The 16,586-nt window shown below is 64.0% G+C and carries 16 protein-coding genes; 7 read left to right on the forward strand and 9 right to left on the reverse strand.

Translation table 11 applies throughout. The annotated features are described in order from the left end of the window. The first annotated feature begins 114 nt into the window (after positions 1-114). Positions 115-645: an SH3 domain-containing protein gene (locus tag RAD15_RS11040; RefSeq protein WP_458177174.1), complete on the forward strand. Its 531-nt coding sequence runs from the start codon at positions 115-117 to the stop codon at positions 643-645. A 151-nt stretch (positions 646-796) separates the two neighbouring features. On the opposite strand, the gene irrA is transcribed toward RAD15_RS11040, so the two are convergent. Then, positions 797-1,288, reverse strand: a complete 492-nt coding sequence (irrA, locus tag RAD15_RS11045; protein WP_014490952.1) for an iron response transcriptional regulator IrrA — start codon at positions 1,286-1,288, stop codon at positions 797-799. A 351-nt stretch (positions 1,289-1,639) separates the two neighbouring features. Between irrA and fabA the strand changes: the two genes are divergently transcribed. The 4 genes from fabA to RAD15_RS11065 all read left to right on the forward strand — a co-directional run bounded on the left by fabA (position 1,640) and on the right by RAD15_RS11065 (position 6,630). Beyond that, entirely contained in the window at positions 1,640-2,161 is a 522-nt protein-coding gene (gene fabA, locus RAD15_RS11050) for a 3-hydroxyacyl-[acyl-carrier-protein] dehydratase FabA (protein ID WP_458177397.1), read from the forward strand. 41 nt (positions 2,162-2,202) lie between these two features. Next, positions 2,203-3,426: a beta-ketoacyl-ACP synthase I gene (gene fabB, locus RAD15_RS11055; protein ID WP_458177176.1), complete on the forward strand. Its 1,224-nt coding sequence runs from the start codon at positions 2,203-2,205 to the stop codon at positions 3,424-3,426. Between the two features lie 155 nt (positions 3,427-3,581). Then, positions 3,582-4,379 carry an enoyl-ACP reductase FabI gene (fabI, locus tag RAD15_RS11060; RefSeq protein WP_458177178.1) on the forward strand — a complete coding sequence of 266 codons (798 nt, stop codon included), beginning with the start codon at positions 3,582-3,584 and terminating at the stop codon, positions 4,377-4,379. 256 nt (positions 4,380-4,635) lie between these two features. Then, positions 4,636-6,630 (forward strand): autotransporter outer membrane beta-barrel domain-containing protein, encoded by a 1,995-nt coding sequence (locus RAD15_RS11065; RefSeq protein WP_458177180.1) that lies wholly within the window; start codon positions 4,636-4,638, stop codon positions 6,628-6,630. A gap of 10 nt (positions 6,631-6,640) precedes the next feature. Here RAD15_RS11065 and RAD15_RS11070 read toward each other — a convergent pair whose 3' ends face one another. The 4 genes from RAD15_RS11070 to RAD15_RS11085 form a co-directional block, all read right to left on the reverse strand. After that, positions 6,641-7,237 (reverse strand): glutathione S-transferase family protein, encoded by a 597-nt coding sequence (locus RAD15_RS11070; RefSeq protein WP_458177182.1) that lies wholly within the window; start codon positions 7,235-7,237, stop codon positions 6,641-6,643. A 106-nt stretch (positions 7,238-7,343) separates the two neighbouring features. After that, positions 7,344-8,183 carry a hypothetical protein gene (locus RAD15_RS11075; protein WP_458177184.1) on the reverse strand — a complete coding sequence of 280 codons (840 nt, stop codon included), beginning with the start codon at positions 8,181-8,183 and terminating at the stop codon, positions 7,344-7,346. A 92-nt stretch (positions 8,184-8,275) separates the two neighbouring features. Beyond that, a complete protein-coding gene (locus RAD15_RS11080) occupies positions 8,276-8,740 on the reverse strand; it encodes a GNAT family N-acetyltransferase (protein ID WP_458177186.1) in 465 nt (154 codons plus the stop codon). A gap of 7 nt (positions 8,741-8,747) precedes the next feature. Then, positions 8,748-9,674 carry a LysR substrate-binding domain-containing protein gene (locus RAD15_RS11085; RefSeq protein ID WP_458177188.1) on the reverse strand — a complete coding sequence of 309 codons (927 nt, stop codon included), beginning with the start codon at positions 9,672-9,674 and terminating at the stop codon, positions 8,748-8,750. A gap of 114 nt (positions 9,675-9,788) precedes the next feature. Here RAD15_RS11085 and katG point away from each other — a divergent pair, with 114 nt between their 5' ends. Further along, the gene (katG, locus tag RAD15_RS11090) at positions 9,789-11,954 is read left to right on the forward strand and encodes a catalase/peroxidase HPI (protein ID WP_458177190.1); all 2,166 of its coding nucleotides are present in this window, start codon (positions 9,789-9,791) and stop codon (positions 11,952-11,954) included. Between the two features lie 114 nt (positions 11,955-12,068). Here katG and pnp read toward each other — a convergent pair whose 3' ends face one another. The 4 genes from pnp to rbfA form a co-directional block, all read right to left on the reverse strand. Continuing rightward, entirely contained in the window at positions 12,069-14,225 is a 2,157-nt protein-coding gene (gene pnp, locus RAD15_RS11095) for a polyribonucleotide nucleotidyltransferase (RefSeq protein ID WP_458177192.1), read from the reverse strand. A 377-nt stretch (positions 14,226-14,602) separates the two neighbouring features. Beyond that, the gene (rpsO, locus tag RAD15_RS11100) at positions 14,603-14,872 is read right to left on the reverse strand and encodes a 30S ribosomal protein S15 (RefSeq protein WP_458177194.1); all 270 of its coding nucleotides are present in this window, start codon (positions 14,870-14,872) and stop codon (positions 14,603-14,605) included. A 2-nt stretch (positions 14,873-14,874) separates the two neighbouring features. Continuing rightward, positions 14,875-15,993: a tRNA pseudouridine(55) synthase TruB gene (gene truB / locus RAD15_RS11105; protein WP_458177196.1), complete on the reverse strand. Its 1,119-nt coding sequence runs from the start codon at positions 15,991-15,993 to the stop codon at positions 14,875-14,877. Further along, positions 15,990-16,433, reverse strand: coding sequence for a 30S ribosome-binding factor RbfA (gene rbfA, locus RAD15_RS11110; protein ID WP_458177198.1), 444 nt, complete (start codon positions 16,431-16,433; stop codon positions 15,990-15,992). Before rbfA ends, truB begins: the two co-directional genes overlap by 4 nt. Here rbfA and RAD15_RS11115 point away from each other — a divergent pair. Beyond that, on the forward strand, positions 16,329-16,580 hold the full coding sequence (locus tag RAD15_RS11115) for a hypothetical protein (protein WP_458177411.1): 252 nt from the start codon (positions 16,329-16,331) through the stop codon (positions 16,578-16,580). The genes rbfA and RAD15_RS11115 overlap by 105 nt on opposite strands. The last annotated feature ends 6 nt before the right edge of the window (positions 16,581-16,586 follow it).

Raw genomic sequence — 16,586 nt, forward strand, 5'->3', positions numbered from 1 at the left:
ACGGGTTAAGGCTTCGGGAACACCCGCGTGGGGCGGGTCAGGGGGTTGCGCGGCAGGTTTTGGAATTTGGGGTGAGGACCCGGCTTGGCCGGGTCTTCGACAGGAGACGGGTTGATGGCGTTGGGGCGGTTTTGTTCGGTGATGGCGCTCGTTTGCACCTGGTTGAGCGCCTCGGTCAGCCCCGGGCACTCGGCAAAGGACAGCACCCCCCAGACCGCTAGCGGCCTGCCGGTGCCGCGCTATGTCAGCCTCAAATCGGATCATGTGAACGTCCGCGCCGGTCCGACCAAGGACAATGACGTCGCCTGGGTCTACACCCGTTCAGGCTTGCCGGTCGAAATCACCGCCGAGTTCGAGAACTGGCGCCGGGTGCGCGATTCCGAGGGCGCCGAGGGCTGGGTCTATCATTCGCTGCTGTCGGGCCGCCGCACCGCGGTCGTCACCATGAAGCACAAGGACGACCTCGCGCCGATCTACGACCGGGCCGATCCCGACAGCGCGGTTGCGGCAAAACTCCAGGCCGGTGTCGTCACACAGGTGAAGAAGTGCACCGCAAACTGGTGCCGCGTCACCGGCAACGGCTTTGACGGCTGGATCCAGCAGGAACGCCTCTGGGGCGTCTACTCGGACGAGCAGGTGAACTGACCTGGTTGTCGTCCCGGCGAAAGCCGGGACCCATAACCACAGACAGCATTTGACGAAGACTGGTGGTTAACCAGTCGTCCTGCGGTACGGATAGCTATTTCTATCGATAAATCACGCGGTATGGGTCCCGGCCTTCGCCGGGACGACGACGCTAGCGCTTCTTGCGCAGGCGCACGACCATGTCGATGCGGGCGATCTCGTAACCCTCGGGCACCTCCGGCATCTTGGACAGCGCCAGATGCGGGTCCTCGATATCGACCAGCTCATGGCTGTTCTCGAGGTAATAATGGTGGTGGGTGGTGACGTTGGTGTCGAAATAGGTCTTGGTGCCGTCGACACTGACCTGGCGCAGCAGACCGGCATCGGTGAGCTGGTTCAGCGTGTTGTAGACGGTCGCGAGCGAGACCGGAACCTTGGCCAGCGTCGCTTCCTCGTAGAGCATTTCAGCCGTGAGGTGGCGTGCACCCTTGCCGAACAGGAGCCAGCCGAGTGCCATACGCTGGCGCGTCGGGCGGAGCCCGGCGGACTGGAGCATTTCGTTGACGTCGTGCCAGGGGCAGCCAGTCAGGGCCGGCTGGCGGCCGGACAGGAGGGCTGCGGAGTGGACGTCGTCGTCGTGATGGGGCGCGGTATTCTCGCTCATTTCCAGATTTCGGGCACGCGTGAACAATATCTCTCAGCAATATAAGAACAGAAAGATGCAGATGCAAGTTTCTCGCAACTAGAGAGGTTCTAATCAAACTTGGAACCGGGCGAGGACCCCGTCATTCTACCTTCATGAGGGCGCTTTGCCACCGAAATAGCCTGTGTTAGAGAGCGCGCGGTTCCGCTTAGCCGATTTTGGGCGCAGCCAGGCCTGGAGGCCCGGCCCGCAGTCCATCCGGGGCTTGCGGTGGTCGCGCCTGACGGTGGCAATTGGCGTTGCTCTCCGACCGAGACGGGGCCCATTTTCGCCAAAAAACGCCGCTCAATCGGGATTAGAACAGAGGCTCGCATGCTGAACAGGCGCAACGGTTACGAATACGAAGATCTGCTGGCGTGTGCCCGCGGCGAGATGTTCGGCCCGGGCAATGCCCAGCTGCCGCTGCCGCCGATGCTGATGTTCGACCGCATCACGGACATCAACGACAATGGCGGCGAGTTCGGCAAGGGCCTGGTGCGCGCCGAGCTCGACGTGAAGCCCGATCTCTGGTTCTTCGGCTGCCATTTCAAGAACGATCCCGTCATGCCCGGCTGCCTCGGCCTCGATGCATTGTGGCAAATGGTCGGCTTCTTTCTGGGTTGGACCGGGGGCGAAGGTCGTGGCCGCGCGCTTGGCCTGAACGAATTAAAGTTCAGCGGCCAGGTGCTGCCCGAGGCCCGCAAGGTTGTGTACAACATCGATATCAAACGCGTGATGCGTTCAAAGCTGGTGCTCGGGATCGCCGACGGGTGGCTTTCGGTCGATGACCAGATTATTTATCGCGCCAAGGATCTGAAGGTCGGCCTGTTCAAGCAGGGCACGAACCTGGGCTGAGGCGCATCACCGAGAAGACAACGATTTAAGGCGAGGCTGTCATGAGGCGGGTTGTGGTCACCGGGATGGGCATCGTCTCGTCCATCGGAAACAACACCCAGGAAGTGCTTGCGAGCCTTCACGAGGCGAAGTCGGGCATTTCGCGGGCTGAGAAATATGCCGAGCTCGGCTTCCGCTCGCAGGTCGCGGGTGCGCCGACGCTCGATCCGTCGACCGTGGTCGACCGTCGTGCGATGCGCTTCCTCGGCCAGGGCGCGGCGTGGAATCACGTCGCGATGGAGCAGGCGATCCAGGATTCCGGCCTGTCGCCCGAAGACGTCTCCAACATCCGCACCGGCATCATCATGGGCTCCGGCGGCCCCTCGGCGCGCACCATCGTCGAATCCGCCGACATCACCCGCACCAAGGGCCCGAAGCGCGTCGGACCGTTCGCAGTGCCGAAGGCGATGTCGTCGACGGCCTCCGCGACGCTTGCGACCTGGTTCAAGATCAAGGGCGTGAACTATTCGATTTCCTCGGCCTGCGCGACGTCGAACCATTGCGTCGGCAACGCCTATGAGACGATCCAGATCGGCAAGCAGGACGTCATCTTCGCCGGTGGTTGCGAGGAGCTGGACTGGTCGCTCTCCGTGCTGTTTGACGCCATGGGTGCGATGTCCTCGAAATACAACGACACGCCTGCCACGGCCTCGCGTCCCTACGACCTCAACCGCGACGGCTTCGTGATCGCCGGCGGCGCCGGCGTGCTGGTGTTGGAAGAGCTCGAGCACGCCAAGGCGCGCGGCGCGCGCATCTACGGCGAGATCGTCGGCTATGGCGCGACTTCGGACGGTTACGACATGGTCGCGCCGTCGGGTGAAGGCGCCGAGCGCTGCATGCGCATGGCGATGTCGACGGTGAAGACCAAGGTCGACTACATCAATCCGCACGCGACCTCGACGCCGGCCGGCGATCCGCCGGAGATCGACGCGCTCCGCCGCGTGTTCGGCTCCGGCGAGAAGTGCCCGCCGATCTCGGCGACCAAGGCGCTGACCGGCCACTCGCTCGGTGCAACCGGCGTGCAGGAGGCGATCTACTCGCTGCTGATGATGAACAACGGCTTCATCTGCGAGAGCGCGCACATCCAGGAGCTCGATCCCGTGTTCGCCGACATGCCGATCGTTCGCAAGCGCATCGACAACGTCAAGATCGGCACCGTGCTGTCGAACTCCTTCGGCTTCGGCGGCACCAACGCCACGCTGGTGTTCAGCCGAATGGATGTGTGATTGTTTGACTCGGTCATGCCCCGCGAAGGCGGGGCATCCAGTACGCCGCGGCTTCTCTATTTATCACGACGGTCTCTGGAATACTGGATCGCCCGCCCCAGTGCGCAGTGCGCACAAGGCGGGCGATGACGTCGAAAATGGGAGCGACGGCTAAGATGGAAGGTTTGATGAAGGGCAAGCGCGGTCTGATCATGGGCATCGCCAATGATCATTCGATCGCCTGGGGCATGGCGAAGACGCTGCATGCGCACGGCGCCGAGCTCGCCTTCACCTTCCAGGGCGAAGCCCTCGGCAAGCGCGTCAAGCCGCTGGCGGAGCAGCTCGGCGTGGAGCTGGTGCTGCCTTGCGACGTCGAGGACATCGCCAGCGTCGATGCGACCTTCGACGTGCTCCGCGAAAAATGGGGCAAGCTCGACTTCGTCATCCACGCGATCGGCTTTGCCGACAAGAACGAGCTGAAGGGCCGCTACGCCGACACCAGCCGCGAGAATTTTTCGCGCACCATGGTGATCTCCTGCTTCTCGTTCACGGAGGTCGCAAAACGCGCCGCCGAGCTGATGACCGAGGGCGGCAGCATGATCACGCTGACCTTCGGCGCCTCCGAGCGATCGATGCCGAACTACAACGTGATGGGCGTGGCCAAGGCGGCGCTGGAAGCCTCGGTGCGCTATCTCGCCTCCGACTTCGGACCGCGCGGCATCCGCGTCAACGCGATCTCCGCAGGCCCCATCCGTACGCTCGCCGGCTCCGGCATCGGCGAGGCGCGCGCGATGTTCGCCTTCATGCAAAAGCATTCGCCGCTCCGCCGCGGCGTCACGCTCGACGAGCTCGGCGGCTCGGCGCTGTATCTGCTGTCGGACCTCTCCGGCGGCGTGACCGGCGAGATCCACTATGTCGATTCCGGCTACAACATCGTGCTGATGCCGCGGCCGGACGATTTGAAGACGGAATAGACGACGGCGCCGTAGGGTGGGCAAAGGCGCGCCCTTCGCGCGCCGTGCCCACCATTTCTCAACGATCACGACGCAAGTGGTGGGCACGCTCCGCTTTGCCCACCCTACGGGACCTCCGTCCCGGCGCGGATTGACGCTTGAGACCGCGACCGTTCCTCGTACCCCACGATCATGGGGCAGACTTCGCCATAGAATAGTATTTGCTGCCCCCCGATGGCGCCGCAGGGTTGTGTCCCGCGGTTCGGGAGGAGCGATCTTGCCAAGGCTGCATGCGATGTGTCGCGCGGCTGCGCTGGCGTCCGTCACGGGCGCCGTGCTGCTTTGCGGCGGTTCGCATGCCCTGGCGCAGTCAGCCGTCTGGGACTCGACCCTCTCCAACACGAACTGGTACGTGCCGACGGCGCAACTGCTGGCCTATGCCGCACCGAAGACCGGTTTTTCCAATCCGATTCCGATCGGCGATCAGACGCTGTGGTCGCTCGCGACCGCGACGAATGGCGCCTTCACCGGGACCAGCGTTGCGCAGCTCAAGCTTGGATCGTCGCTGCTCACCGACACCTCGACCATCCAGGGCTTTGTCACGACCGCGGGCCAGATCACGATGCAGTTCACGCCGACCGCGGGCGGCGCGATAACCGTCGGTCTCGGCCACATGCGGACCGTCAACGGCGTGACCGAAATGGAAATGCAGATGATCACGGGCGACAGCCTGCTCGTGACGCATTGGGCCTACATGCTGCCCTACGATCCCGCGACCTTCACGCCGCCGGCCTCGCAACCCGTTCCCGCGAACTCCGTCCCGCAATGGGCATGGACGGCGGGCACGCCGTGGCGGATCGTCAGCTCCAGCCTGTTCGGCACGTCCACACCCGGCCGTTTCGTCATCACGAACTATCAGAACGGATATTTCTGGGGCGCCGGCATCGCACCCGCGGGAAGCGGCGCCGCCAATTTCACGCTGCTGGGATCGGTGACCCCCGAGGGCAATGTCCTCTTCAACACGCTCTCGCGCGGCACGCTCGCAAGTCTCTACGGCGCCGCGAGCGGCGATGCGTCGGGCGCGCAGATGCTCGTCAGCACCTATGATCTCTCGGGCAACCCGACCGGAGGCGTCGCCTATCTCTCCCTGGTGCGGCCCTATGCCGAAACCCTGCAGGCGCAGAACAGCCGCGCCGGGCTCGGTGCGGCCGACATGCTCTATCGTCTGTCCACGACGTCGCTTGGCTGGACGGGCTCGATGGCTCCCGGCTTTGCCGTACTCGACAATCTAGGCGGCCCGAGCCTCACCAACGCCGTCAACCAGACCCTGCCGGTTCTCACCGGCGCGGCATCGCAGGCGACTTACGCCACGCAGCGCGTGTTTCAGCAGGCCATGACGGGACGGCTCGACGAGGTGATCGGCCTGAACGGCGGCGGTGAGCCAGAGCGCAACATCTGGATGAAGCCGCTCGGCGGCAGCGTTCGGCAGGGCGGCGTTGATGGTTTCCCCGGATACAACGCATCCGGCGGCGGCATCGCCGTCGGCGCCGACACGACGATCTCCGCGCGCGCGATGCTCGGCGGCGTGTTCGCCTATACCCATCACACCATCACCGGAAGCGAGGATGCGATTCCGAACCGGCTCGCCATCGATTCATATCAAGCAGGGTTCTATGGCGCTTACGCGCTCGGCAACGGCTTCCAGATCGATGGCCAGCTCGACGGCGCGCTGAACGACAATGGCGAGAGCCGCTCGCTCACCTTCATCAACAGCACGGCCGGCGCCGGTTATCGCTCCTACAGCGGTCACGCGGGTGCCGGCGTCCGCAAGCTGATCCCGATCGAGCCGGGATTTACGATCGCGCCGTCGCTCCGGCTGGATTATGGGCAGGTTCGTTCGCCCGCCTATCAGGAAGGCGGCGCAGGCGGCTTCAGCCTCAATTTGGATTCGCAGACCTATCGCGAGTTGACGATGACCGCGGGGCTGAAGGGCGCGTACCGGATCGCGAAGCAGGTCCATCTCACCGGCGATCTCTGTGTCGGCTACAACACGCTGAACCAGGGGCTTCAGATCAGGTCGGCATTTGCGGGTGGTGGCGACACCTTCGTCACCAATGGCCTTGCGCTCTCGCCATGGATCTACTCGACCGCGCTGGGACTCGTTGCCACCGATGGCAAGGGGTTTGATCTCGGCATCCGCTACGGCCTTGCGGCGACATCCTCCGGGCTGCTCCAGCAGTCCGGGCTCGCCGTCCTCAAGATCAGCCTGTGAGCCGGCTGCATTATCCCGCGGCGATCTTCTCCGCGCGCTGGAATGCCGGCCGCGCCATGCAGCGCGCGAGATAGGTATCGAAGGCCGGGCGCGACGGCACCATCTTGAACAGGCGTACCGCGAAGTTCAGGCCGGAGCCGATGGTGATGTCGGCGGCCGAAAATTCCTCACCGAGAATCCACGGTCCCTTGGCAAGCGCGGCTTCCAGCACGTCGAAGACCTGCGTCGCGCTGCCCCAGGCCGCGGTCGAGGTCGGGATCTCGATCTTGGTGAAGATCTGGATGATGGCGGGCTCGATGCAGCCGGGCGAGAAGAACAGCCATTGCAGATAGCGCGCGCGGCGCGGGTCGGTCACGGCGGGCGCAAGCTTCGTCTCGGGATAGCGGTCGGCGATGTAGGCGCAGATCGCGGCGGCTTCGCCAAGCGCCGCGTCGCCGTCGCTGAGCGCCGGAACCTTGCCCATCGGATTGACCTTGAGGAAATCCGGCGCCTTCTGTGCACCGGTCGAGATGTCGGTCATCACGCGCTCATAGGGCAGGCCGCTTTCCTCCATCAGCCAGAGCGTCGTGAACGAACGCGAGCGGGGCGACCAATAGAGCTTGATCATGGCGCGAACCTTCCATCGGCGAGAGGCGGGCAGGGGCGGATTCATGCCGCGTCTGCATCGAATCCGCAATGCTTTACGCCCGGGGTCAGCTTCTCCCGGCTTCGGTTCAGTCTTCCTTGAGATAACCGGGGAGGCCCCGGTCGAGCCTGTCAGCGACGAGTGCGCGCGTCCTCTCGCGCAGCGCGGCGTTGGCCGAAGCTGCCGCGGGCGGGTCAGGGAACATCGAGTTGTCGAGCTTGGTGAGCGGGTCTTCGGTCAGTCGCATATTTGCGGCGAAGTTCGCGCCGAAATTCACAAAGGGGCGCTTGATCTCCTCATAGCTTCGGCCGTCGACCAGCGTGATCGCAACGTTGGCGAAAAGGTGCGAGTGCCGGAGGAGGCTGCCGAGACCCTGATTGTAGGTGCCGATGCCGTTCAGCGTCATGTGCGTGTTCGGCAGCTCCGCCTTGAACGTGGTCGCGACAAGATAGCGATCGCAGTTCGCATTCGCGGTGAAGCTCCGCACAATCGTTGGCAGACGTTCTCCGGGATCCCGGATGAGGATCGTTTTCGGATTATAGAAGGGCTCGAAGACGCCCTTGGGATAGGCGATCCTGCGCACCGCGGGATCGTTGCTCGTCGCCGCGCGCACACGCGCAAAGACGAGATCATCAAGTCCCCAGTCGATCGGGACCTCGCTTGCCTCGTTCTCGAAGATTGTGAGGCCGAATTTCTGTACGGAGTAGTGCGCTCCAATCACAGAGATCACGCCAAGCCGGCACGGACCGCTCTCGACCACAGCCGGCTGCTTCGCAACCGGTTTGGCCTTCGGCGCCGCTTTCTTGGCAGTCGGTTTTGCCTGTGGTGCGGCCTGAGCGGCGGGTGCAGTGGTTGCGGGAGGGGTTTGCGCTGCTGCTGGAGCCAGAAAGGACAGCAGGGCGAGCACCGAGGCGGCAAATCGAAACATGGATTCCGGTGGGATCAGAGGCAGGAGGTCGTCGGTCACGCCACACTAGGGTGGGATCGTGACAACCGCAAGCTGCACCGGGAGGTCGTCATCTATCCGGTGGGCCGCTGCCGCGTCCACCGATAATACTTCATCACGAACCCGTTCGAGGGCTCGATCTCCTCTTTCTCGAACATAAAGCCTTCGCGCTCATACCAGCGCCAGGCCTTTTCGTTCTCGCGGACGCAACGCAGATACATTTCATCCGGCATTTGCGTGCGCGTGAAGGCGAGCAATTGCCGGCCGAGCGATTGGCCCTGATAGGCAGGTGCGACGAACAGCATGTCGAGATAGAGCTTCGGTAGATGCAGCGCCAGCATCGCGGCGAGCGTGCCGTCGTCGTCGGCGACGAACAGGCTCCAGCCGTGCTCGATCTCGCGGCGAATTCGCGCGCGCAGGTTTGCCAGCAGGAAGTCGCTCGCCTCGCCGAGCCCGGTCGAGACCCAGCTCTTCATCCAGACGCGACCGACCTCGTCATACTCATCGGCGCGGGCGAGACGGATGATCGGTTGCGACATCGAGGTCTCAGGCCCGTTGGCTGCGCACGGATTGCCGTGTGCGCACCTTGCCGGCCGACAGGCACACCACCTCGGAGATCTGCAACAATTGCCGCGCCAACGGGCTGGTCTTGCGCCAGACCATGCCGATGGTGCGCGACGGCTGCGGGTCGCTGAAGCGCGCCAGCGAGACCGAGGCCGATCGCGTCTCCACTGCCACCGCCATCTCCGGAATCAAGGTCACGCCGATGCCGGCGCTGACCATCTGGACCAGCGTCGACAGCGAATTGGCGTCCAGCATCTCGCGCGGCGGCGCCGATTGCATGTTGCAGAACGAGAGCGCCTGATCGCGGAAGCAGTGTCCCTCTTCGAGCAGCAGCAACCGCATCTCGCGCATCATCTCACGCGATGGCGCCGGCGTTCCCTCATCCGCGCCCGGCCGCACCAGCAGGAATTTTTCCTCGAACAGGGCGACCTCGGTGAGCGAGGGTTCGGACACCGGCAGCGCCACGATGGCGGTGTCGAGCCGTCCTTCCACCAGTTCCTGGATCAGCCGCGGCGTCATCGTCTCGCGCACGCGGATGTCGAGCTCCGGATGCATGCGCGTGAGGTTCTTGGTGATCGTGGGCAGGAGATAGGGTGCGATCGTCGGGATCATGCCGATGCGAAGCCGGCCCGCGAACCGGTCCTGCGAGGCGCGCGCGAAATCGCCGAGCTCGTCGACCGAGCGCAAAATGTCGCGGACACGTTGCGCGAGCTCCTCGCCGAACCGGGTCAGCGCCACCTGCCGCGCGCTGCGCTCCAGCAGCAGGCCGCCGAGCGTCTCCTCCAACTCCTTGATCTGCATCGACAAGGCCGGTTGCGAGATGGAGCAGGACTCAGCCGCGCGGCCGAAATGGCCGTGCCGCGCCAGGGCGTCGAAGTACCGGAGCTGGCGCAGCGTCAGGTTTATCATCAGAAAATCCTATCGCAGCGATCATTAAAGTCAACTTTACCTGATCGGACACGACGCTTAGAGTGGTTCTACCTGGTCAAAGGCGCGAGTTCGACGCCACCAGAGGAGGTATTCATGGACGACACTTCGAAGTGCCCGTTTTCGGGTGGAAAACGCGTGCCAGCGAACCGCGATTGGTGGCCAACTCAGCTCAGCATCGAGATGCTGCACAAGAATTCCGGCCTGTCCGATCCGATGGGCGAGGCGTTCGACTACGCCAAGGAGTTCAAGTCACTCGACCTGAACGCGGTGATCAAGGACCTGACCGCCCTGATGACGGAGTCGCAGGAATGGTGGCCCGCCGATTTCGGCCACTATGGCGGTCTCATGATCCGCATGGCCTGGCACAGCGCGGGCACCTATCGCACCACCGACGGCCGTGGCGGCGCCGGTGCCGGTCAGCAGCGTTTCGCGCCGCTCAACAGCTGGCCCGACAACGCCAACCTCGACAAGGCCCGCCGTCTGCTCTGGCCGATCAAGCAGAAATACGGCCGCAAGCTCTCCTGGGCCGACCTGATGGTTCTCGCCGGCAACGTTGCGCTGGAATCGATGGGCTTCAAGACGTTCGGTTTTGCGGGTGGCCGCGCCGACGTGTGGGAGCCGGAAGAGCTCTATTGGGGTCCCGAAGGCACCTGGCTGGGCGATGAGCGCTACAGCGGCGAACGCCAGCTCGCGGAGCCGCTCGGCGCGGTGCAGATGGGCCTCATCTACGTCAATCCGGAAGGCCCGAACGGCAAGCCGGATCCGGTCGCCGCGGCCAAGGACATCCGCGAGACGTTTGCCCGCATGGCGATGAACGACGAAGAGACCGTCGCGCTGATCGCCGGCGGCCACACCTTCGGCAAGACCCACGGCGCGGGCGATCCGTCGCTGGTCGGTCCGGAGCCGGAAGCGGGCGCGCTGGAAGATCAGGGCCTCGGCTGGAAGAGCAAGCATGCTTCGGGCCTGGCGGGTGATTCCATCACCAGCGGTCTCGAGGTGACCTGGACGACGACGCCGACGAAGTGGAGCAACAACTTCTTCGAGAACCTGTTCAAGTACGAATGGGAGCTGACGAAGAGCCCGGGCGGTGCGCAGCAGTGGACGGCCAAGGGCGCCGACGCGATCATTCCCGATGCCTTCGACAAGTCCAAGAAGCATCGGCCGACGATGCTGACGACCGATCTCTCGCTGCGCCTCGATCCGGCCTACGAGAAGATCTCGCGTCGCTTCCTCGAGAACCCGGCCCAGTTCGCGGACGCCTTTGCCCGCGCCTGGTTCAAGCTCACCCATCGCGACATGGGCCCGATCCAGCGTTATCTCGGCCCGCTGGTGCCGAAGGAGACGCTGATCTGGCAGGATCCGATTCCGGCCGTGAATCACGAGCTGGTCGGCGATCAGGACATCGCCGCGCTGAAGACCAAGATCCTGGCTTCGGGTCTGTCGGTCTCCGAGCTGGTCTCGACCGCATGGGCGTCGGCCTCGACGTTCCGCGGCTCGGACAAGCGCGGCGGCGCCAATGGCGCGCGTATCCGTCTTGCCCCGCAGAAGGATTGGGAGGTGAACCAGCCGGCTCAGCTCTCCAAGGTCCTCGGCAAGCTCGAAGCGATCCAGAAGGATTTCAACGCGTCTTCGGGCGCCAAGAAGGTCTCGCTCGCGGATCTCATCGTGCTCGGTGGCACCGCCGCGGTCGAGAAGGCCGCGAAGGATGCCGGCGTCGACGTCAAGGTTGCCTTCACGCCGGGCCGCATGGATGCTTCGCAGGAGCAGACCGATGCGGCCTCCTTCGCGCCGCTGGAGCCGCGGGCCGATGGCTTCCGCAACTACATCGGCAAGCGGCAGCAGTTCCTCCAGCAGGAAGAAGCTCTCGTCGATCGCGCCCAGCTGCTGAAGCTCAGCGGACCCGAGCTGACCGTGCTGGTCGGCGGCCTGCGGGTGCTCGGCGCCAATGCGAACGGGTCGAAGCACGGTGTCCTCACTGCCAAGGTGGGCACGCTGAGCAACGACTTCTTCGTCAATCTGCTCGACATGAGCGCGCAGTGGACGCCGGCGGCTGACGGCAGCTACGAGGCCCGCGACCGCAAGACCAACGCGGTGAAGTGGACCGGCACGCGCGCCGATCTGATCTTCGGTGCGCACTCGCAGCTCCGCGCCTTCGCCGAGGTCTATGCTTCGTCGGATGCCAAGCAGCAGTTCGTGCAGGATTTTGCCAAGGCCTGGACCAAGGTGATGAACCTCGACCGCTACGACATCGCGGCGTGAGGTGTTGCCCCTCTCCCGCTTGCGGGAGAGGGGGCGCATCTCGCCCGAAGCAAGCGTCAAACTAAAAGGGCGGCCTCTCGGCCGCCCTTCGTGTTTCTGGCAGGTAGCGAGCGATTACTCGCCGGCAGCTTCGCGCGGAGCCTTCTCGCCCTCGCCGCCCTTGCCTTCGAGGTCTTCGCCGGTGGTCTGGTCGACGACCTTCATCGACAGGCGGGTCTTGCCGCGATCGTCGAAGCCGAGCAGCTTGACCTTGACCTTGTCGCCTTCCTTGACGACGTCGGAGGTCTTCTGCACGCGCGCCGAAGCGAGCTGGCTGATGTGGACGAGGCCGTCCTTGGAGCCGAAGAAGTTCACGAAAGCGCCGAACTCCATCACCTTGACGACGGTGCCGTCATAGATCTGGCCGACTTCCGGATCGGACGCGATCGACTTGATCCACTTGATCGCGGCCTTCATCGCCTCGCCGTCGCTGGAGGCGACCTTCACGGTGCCGTCGTCCTCGATGTTGACCTTGGCGCCGGTCTTCTCGACGATCTCGCGGATCACCTTGCCGCCGGTGCCGATCACTTCGCGGATCTTGTCGGTGGCGATCTTGAAGGTCTCGATGCGCGGCGCGTATTCGCCGAGCTCGGCGCGGGCGTTGGTGAGCGCCTTGGCCATCTCGCCGAGGATGTGGATACGTCCATCCTTGGCCTGGGCGAGCGCAACCTTCATGATCTCTTCGGTGATGCCCTCGATCTTGATGTCCATCTGGAGCGAGGTGATGCCCTGCTCGGTACCCGCGACCTTGAAGTCCATGTCGCCGAGATGGTCCTCGTCGCCGAGGATGTCCGAGAGAACCGCGAAGCGCTTGTCTTCGAGGATCAGTCCCATCGCGATGCCCGCGGTCGGCCGCTTCAACGGCACGCCGGCATCCATCAGCGCGAGCGATGCGCCGCAGACCGAGGCCATGGAAGACGAGCCGTTCGACTCGGTGATCTCCGACACCACGCGCGTGGTGTAGGGGAATTCGTGGTGCGGCGGCAGCACCGGATGGATCGCGCGCCAGGCGAGCTTGCCGTGGCCGATCTCGCGGCGCTTAGTGCCGCCGAGGCGACCGGTCTCACCGACCGAGTAGGGAGGGAAGTTGTAGTGCAGCAGGAACGTCTCCTTGTACGTTCCCGACAGCGCGTCGATGTACTGCTCGTCCTCGCCGGTGCCGAGCGTGGTCACGACCATCGCCTGGGTCTCGCCGCGGGTGAACAGCGCCGAGCCGTGGGCGCGGGGCAGCACGCCGACTTCGGCGACGATGTTGCGGACGGTCTTGCTGTCGCGGCCGTCGATGCGCTTGCCGGTGTCGAGGATGTTCCAGCGAACGATCTTGGCCTCGAGCTCCTTGAACACGCCGGAGACGCGCAGCTTGTCGAATTTCGGCTCCTGCCCCTCGGGGAAGTAATGGGCGATCACCTTTTCCTTGACCTTGCCGACCGCGGCGTAGCGATCCTGCTTGACCGGAATGGCGTAAGCGGCGCGCAGCTCCTGCTCGACGAGGCCGAGCATTTCCTTCTCGAGCGCCGCATTGTCGATCACGGTGACTTCGCGCGGCTCCTTCGCGGCCTTCTCGGCGAGCTCGATGATCGCGTTGATCACCGGCTGGAAGTGGCGGTGACCGAACATCACCGCGCCGAGCATCACCTCTTCGTTGAGCTCCTTGGCTTCCGATTCCACCATCAGCACGGCGTCGGCGGTGCCGGCGACGACCAGGTCGAGCTGGGTGTCGACCATCTCGTCGAGCGTCGGGTTGAGGATGAACTCGTCATTGGCAAAGCCGACGCGGGCGGCGCCGATCGGGCCCTTGAACGGCGCGCCGGACAGGGTCAGCGCAGCGGACGATGCCACCAGCGCGACGATATCGGGGTCGTTCTCCATGTCGTGCGAGAGCACGGTGACGATCACCTGGGTCTCGTTGCGCCAGCCGTCGACGAACAGCGGACGGATCGGGCGGTCGATCAGGCGGGAGACCAGCGTCTCCTTCTCGGTCGGACGGCCCTCGCGCTTGAAATAGCCGCCGGGAATGCGGCCCGCGGCGTAGGTCTTTTCCTGGTAGTCGACGGTCAGCGGCAGGAAGTCGACGCCTTCGCGCGGCGCCTTCGCCGCGACGACGGTGGCGAGCACCACGGTCTCGCCATAGGTGGCGACGACGGCGCCGTCGGCCTGACGGGCGATCTTGCCGGTTTCCAGCTTGAGAGTGCGTCCACCCCAGTCGATCTCGACCGAATGCTTATTGAACATAGATGTCTTCTTTCATGGGTTTCTCGAAAGAAGGACGGCTCGAAAAACAAAAACCATGCGCAAGATTGCGGGATGCTGATCGACGTGGGCGATCAGCGTCCTGCGATCCTGCCATGGTTTTTGGATTTCGGATGGCGTCCATCCTTTCGGGTCATACGGGCGCCTTGCCCGTTGTGCCCAGCCGCCGGATTGCTGCTGGACTGTCAGTCGGCACGAACGCGAACACCGAACCGCGGTCTTCGCCGATCATGCCCCGGATGCTGGCCGTCAACGGCTCGCATCCGACGCGCACGCAGCCTCGATCAAAAACCTTTAAATAAGCGCTTTCGTTCGAGACCACGCGCGAAAACGCGCGCCGTTGGCGCGCGCAAGAGCTCTTAACGGCGAATGTTGTGCTTCTCGAGCAGTGCCTTGTACCGCGCTTCGTCCCGCTTCTTGAGGTAGTCGAGGAGCGAGCGGCGGGTCGAAACCAGCTTCAAGAGGCCACGACGCGAATGGTTGTCCTTCACGTGGGTCTTGAAATGGTTGGTGAGGTTGGTGATGCGTTCCGACAGGATCGCGACCTGAACCTCGGGCGAGCCGGTGTCGCCGACCTTGTTGGCATTCGTCTTGATGACTTCCGCTTTGCGTTCTGCGGCAATCGACATCGTCAATTTCTCTCGTTGCGACCGGCGCTGGCAGTCAGGCCGGTCAGGTTGAACACACGCTTGGGGATGATTTCGCCATTGCCAACTTCAGCAAGCGCCAAAAGACGGCCTGCTACCGTGACATAGACTGTGCCGCTACAAGTGGGCGCATCCCGTCCGCGCAACAAAACGGCTTGGCCCCGGTGGAGCCTTGCCGCATCAGCCCGAGTGACGGCCAGTGCCGGGATGTCGTCCAGCGCGGTCTCAACGGGCATAAGCGCGTCGGCGAGGCTCCCCTCGCCGGACGCGGCTCTATCGCACAAAGCCTCCAGCTGATCCAGCGGAATCATGTCGTTTTCGCCAAATGGGCCGACCAGGGTCCGCCTGAGCGCGCAGATATGGCCGTAAGTGCCGAGAATCCGGCCCATATCGCGGGCCAGGGCGCGGACATAGGTGCCCTTGCCGCACTCGGCTTCGAATACGGCCCGGTCGTTATCCGGTTGATCTACAAGGGTTAATTGGTGAATCTCGACCGGGCGCGGGGCCAATTCCACGACCTCGCCGTCGCGGGCGAGGTCATAGGCGCGCTCGCCCTGGATCTTGATTGCGGAATAGCGCGGCGGGATCTGCTCGATCACCCCCGTGAAGCGGGGCAGGAGGGCCAGGATCGCCTCCCGGGTCGGGCGCTGATCGGAGGTCGCGGTCACCCGGCCCTCGATGTCGTCGGTGTCGCGTTCCTCGCCCCAGCACACGGTAAACTGGTAGCGCTTGCGGCCGTCCATCACGAAGGGAACCGTCTTGGTGGCTTCTCCGAGTGCAATGGGCAGGCCGCCGGAGGCCAGCGGGTCGAGCGTGCCGGCGTGTCCCGCGCGCTTGGCATTGAACAGGCGCTTGAGCACGGCCACGGCCTGCGTCGAGGTCATGCCGATCGGCTTGTCGAGCACGACCCAGCCATGGACGTCGCGGCGGTCGCGGCGAACCTGGTTGCCCTTCTGCTGCTTGGCGCGCGGATCGTTGTTGACGCGGCGCGGCTCCTGGTGCGGCTGAGAATCGCCACCGAGATCCGCAAAATTATTTTTCTGCACGTCGCGCGGATCGGCCTCTTCGCCGCCGATCGTGCCGTGAGCCGGGTCCATCGTCATTGTTCTTCTTCCCGATCCGTATCCGGATTCTCTTCCAAGCCCTGTTCGAGATCCTTCTGCACTGCAGGTGTTCGCAAAAGCTTCTCGATCCGTTCCGCTTCGTCGAATCGTTCGTCGACGCGGAAGCGAAGGTCAGGTGCAAATTTCAGGTTAACGCGATGCGCGACCTCGCCGCGCAGGAATTTCTTGTTGCGCTCGAGCGCAGCGATGACGATCTCGGTGTCGCGGCCACCGAGCGGCATCACATAGACTGTCGCGAGCTTCAAATCGGGCGACATCCGCACCTCCGGCACGGTGATGATGTGACCTTCGAGGTCGTCATCATGCACATTGCCTTGCGCCAGAATCTCGGCCATCGCGTGGCGAACCTGCTCGCCGACGCGCAACTGACGCTGCGAGCCGCCGGGCGCGGAACTCTTCTTCTGATGATGGCGGGGCATGGTCGAAAATCACCTCGTCATGCGCGTGAATGGGACACGAGCATTGTCATTTGTCCTGTTGAAACGAATGGGGCGCGGATGGCCGGAAAAAATCCGGCCATCGCATTCCCGCAATTTCAGCTCAAAAAGATCCGGGCGCTTCGGTAAGATTTG

This window comes from Bradyrhizobium sp. 14AA (assembly GCF_054185205.1).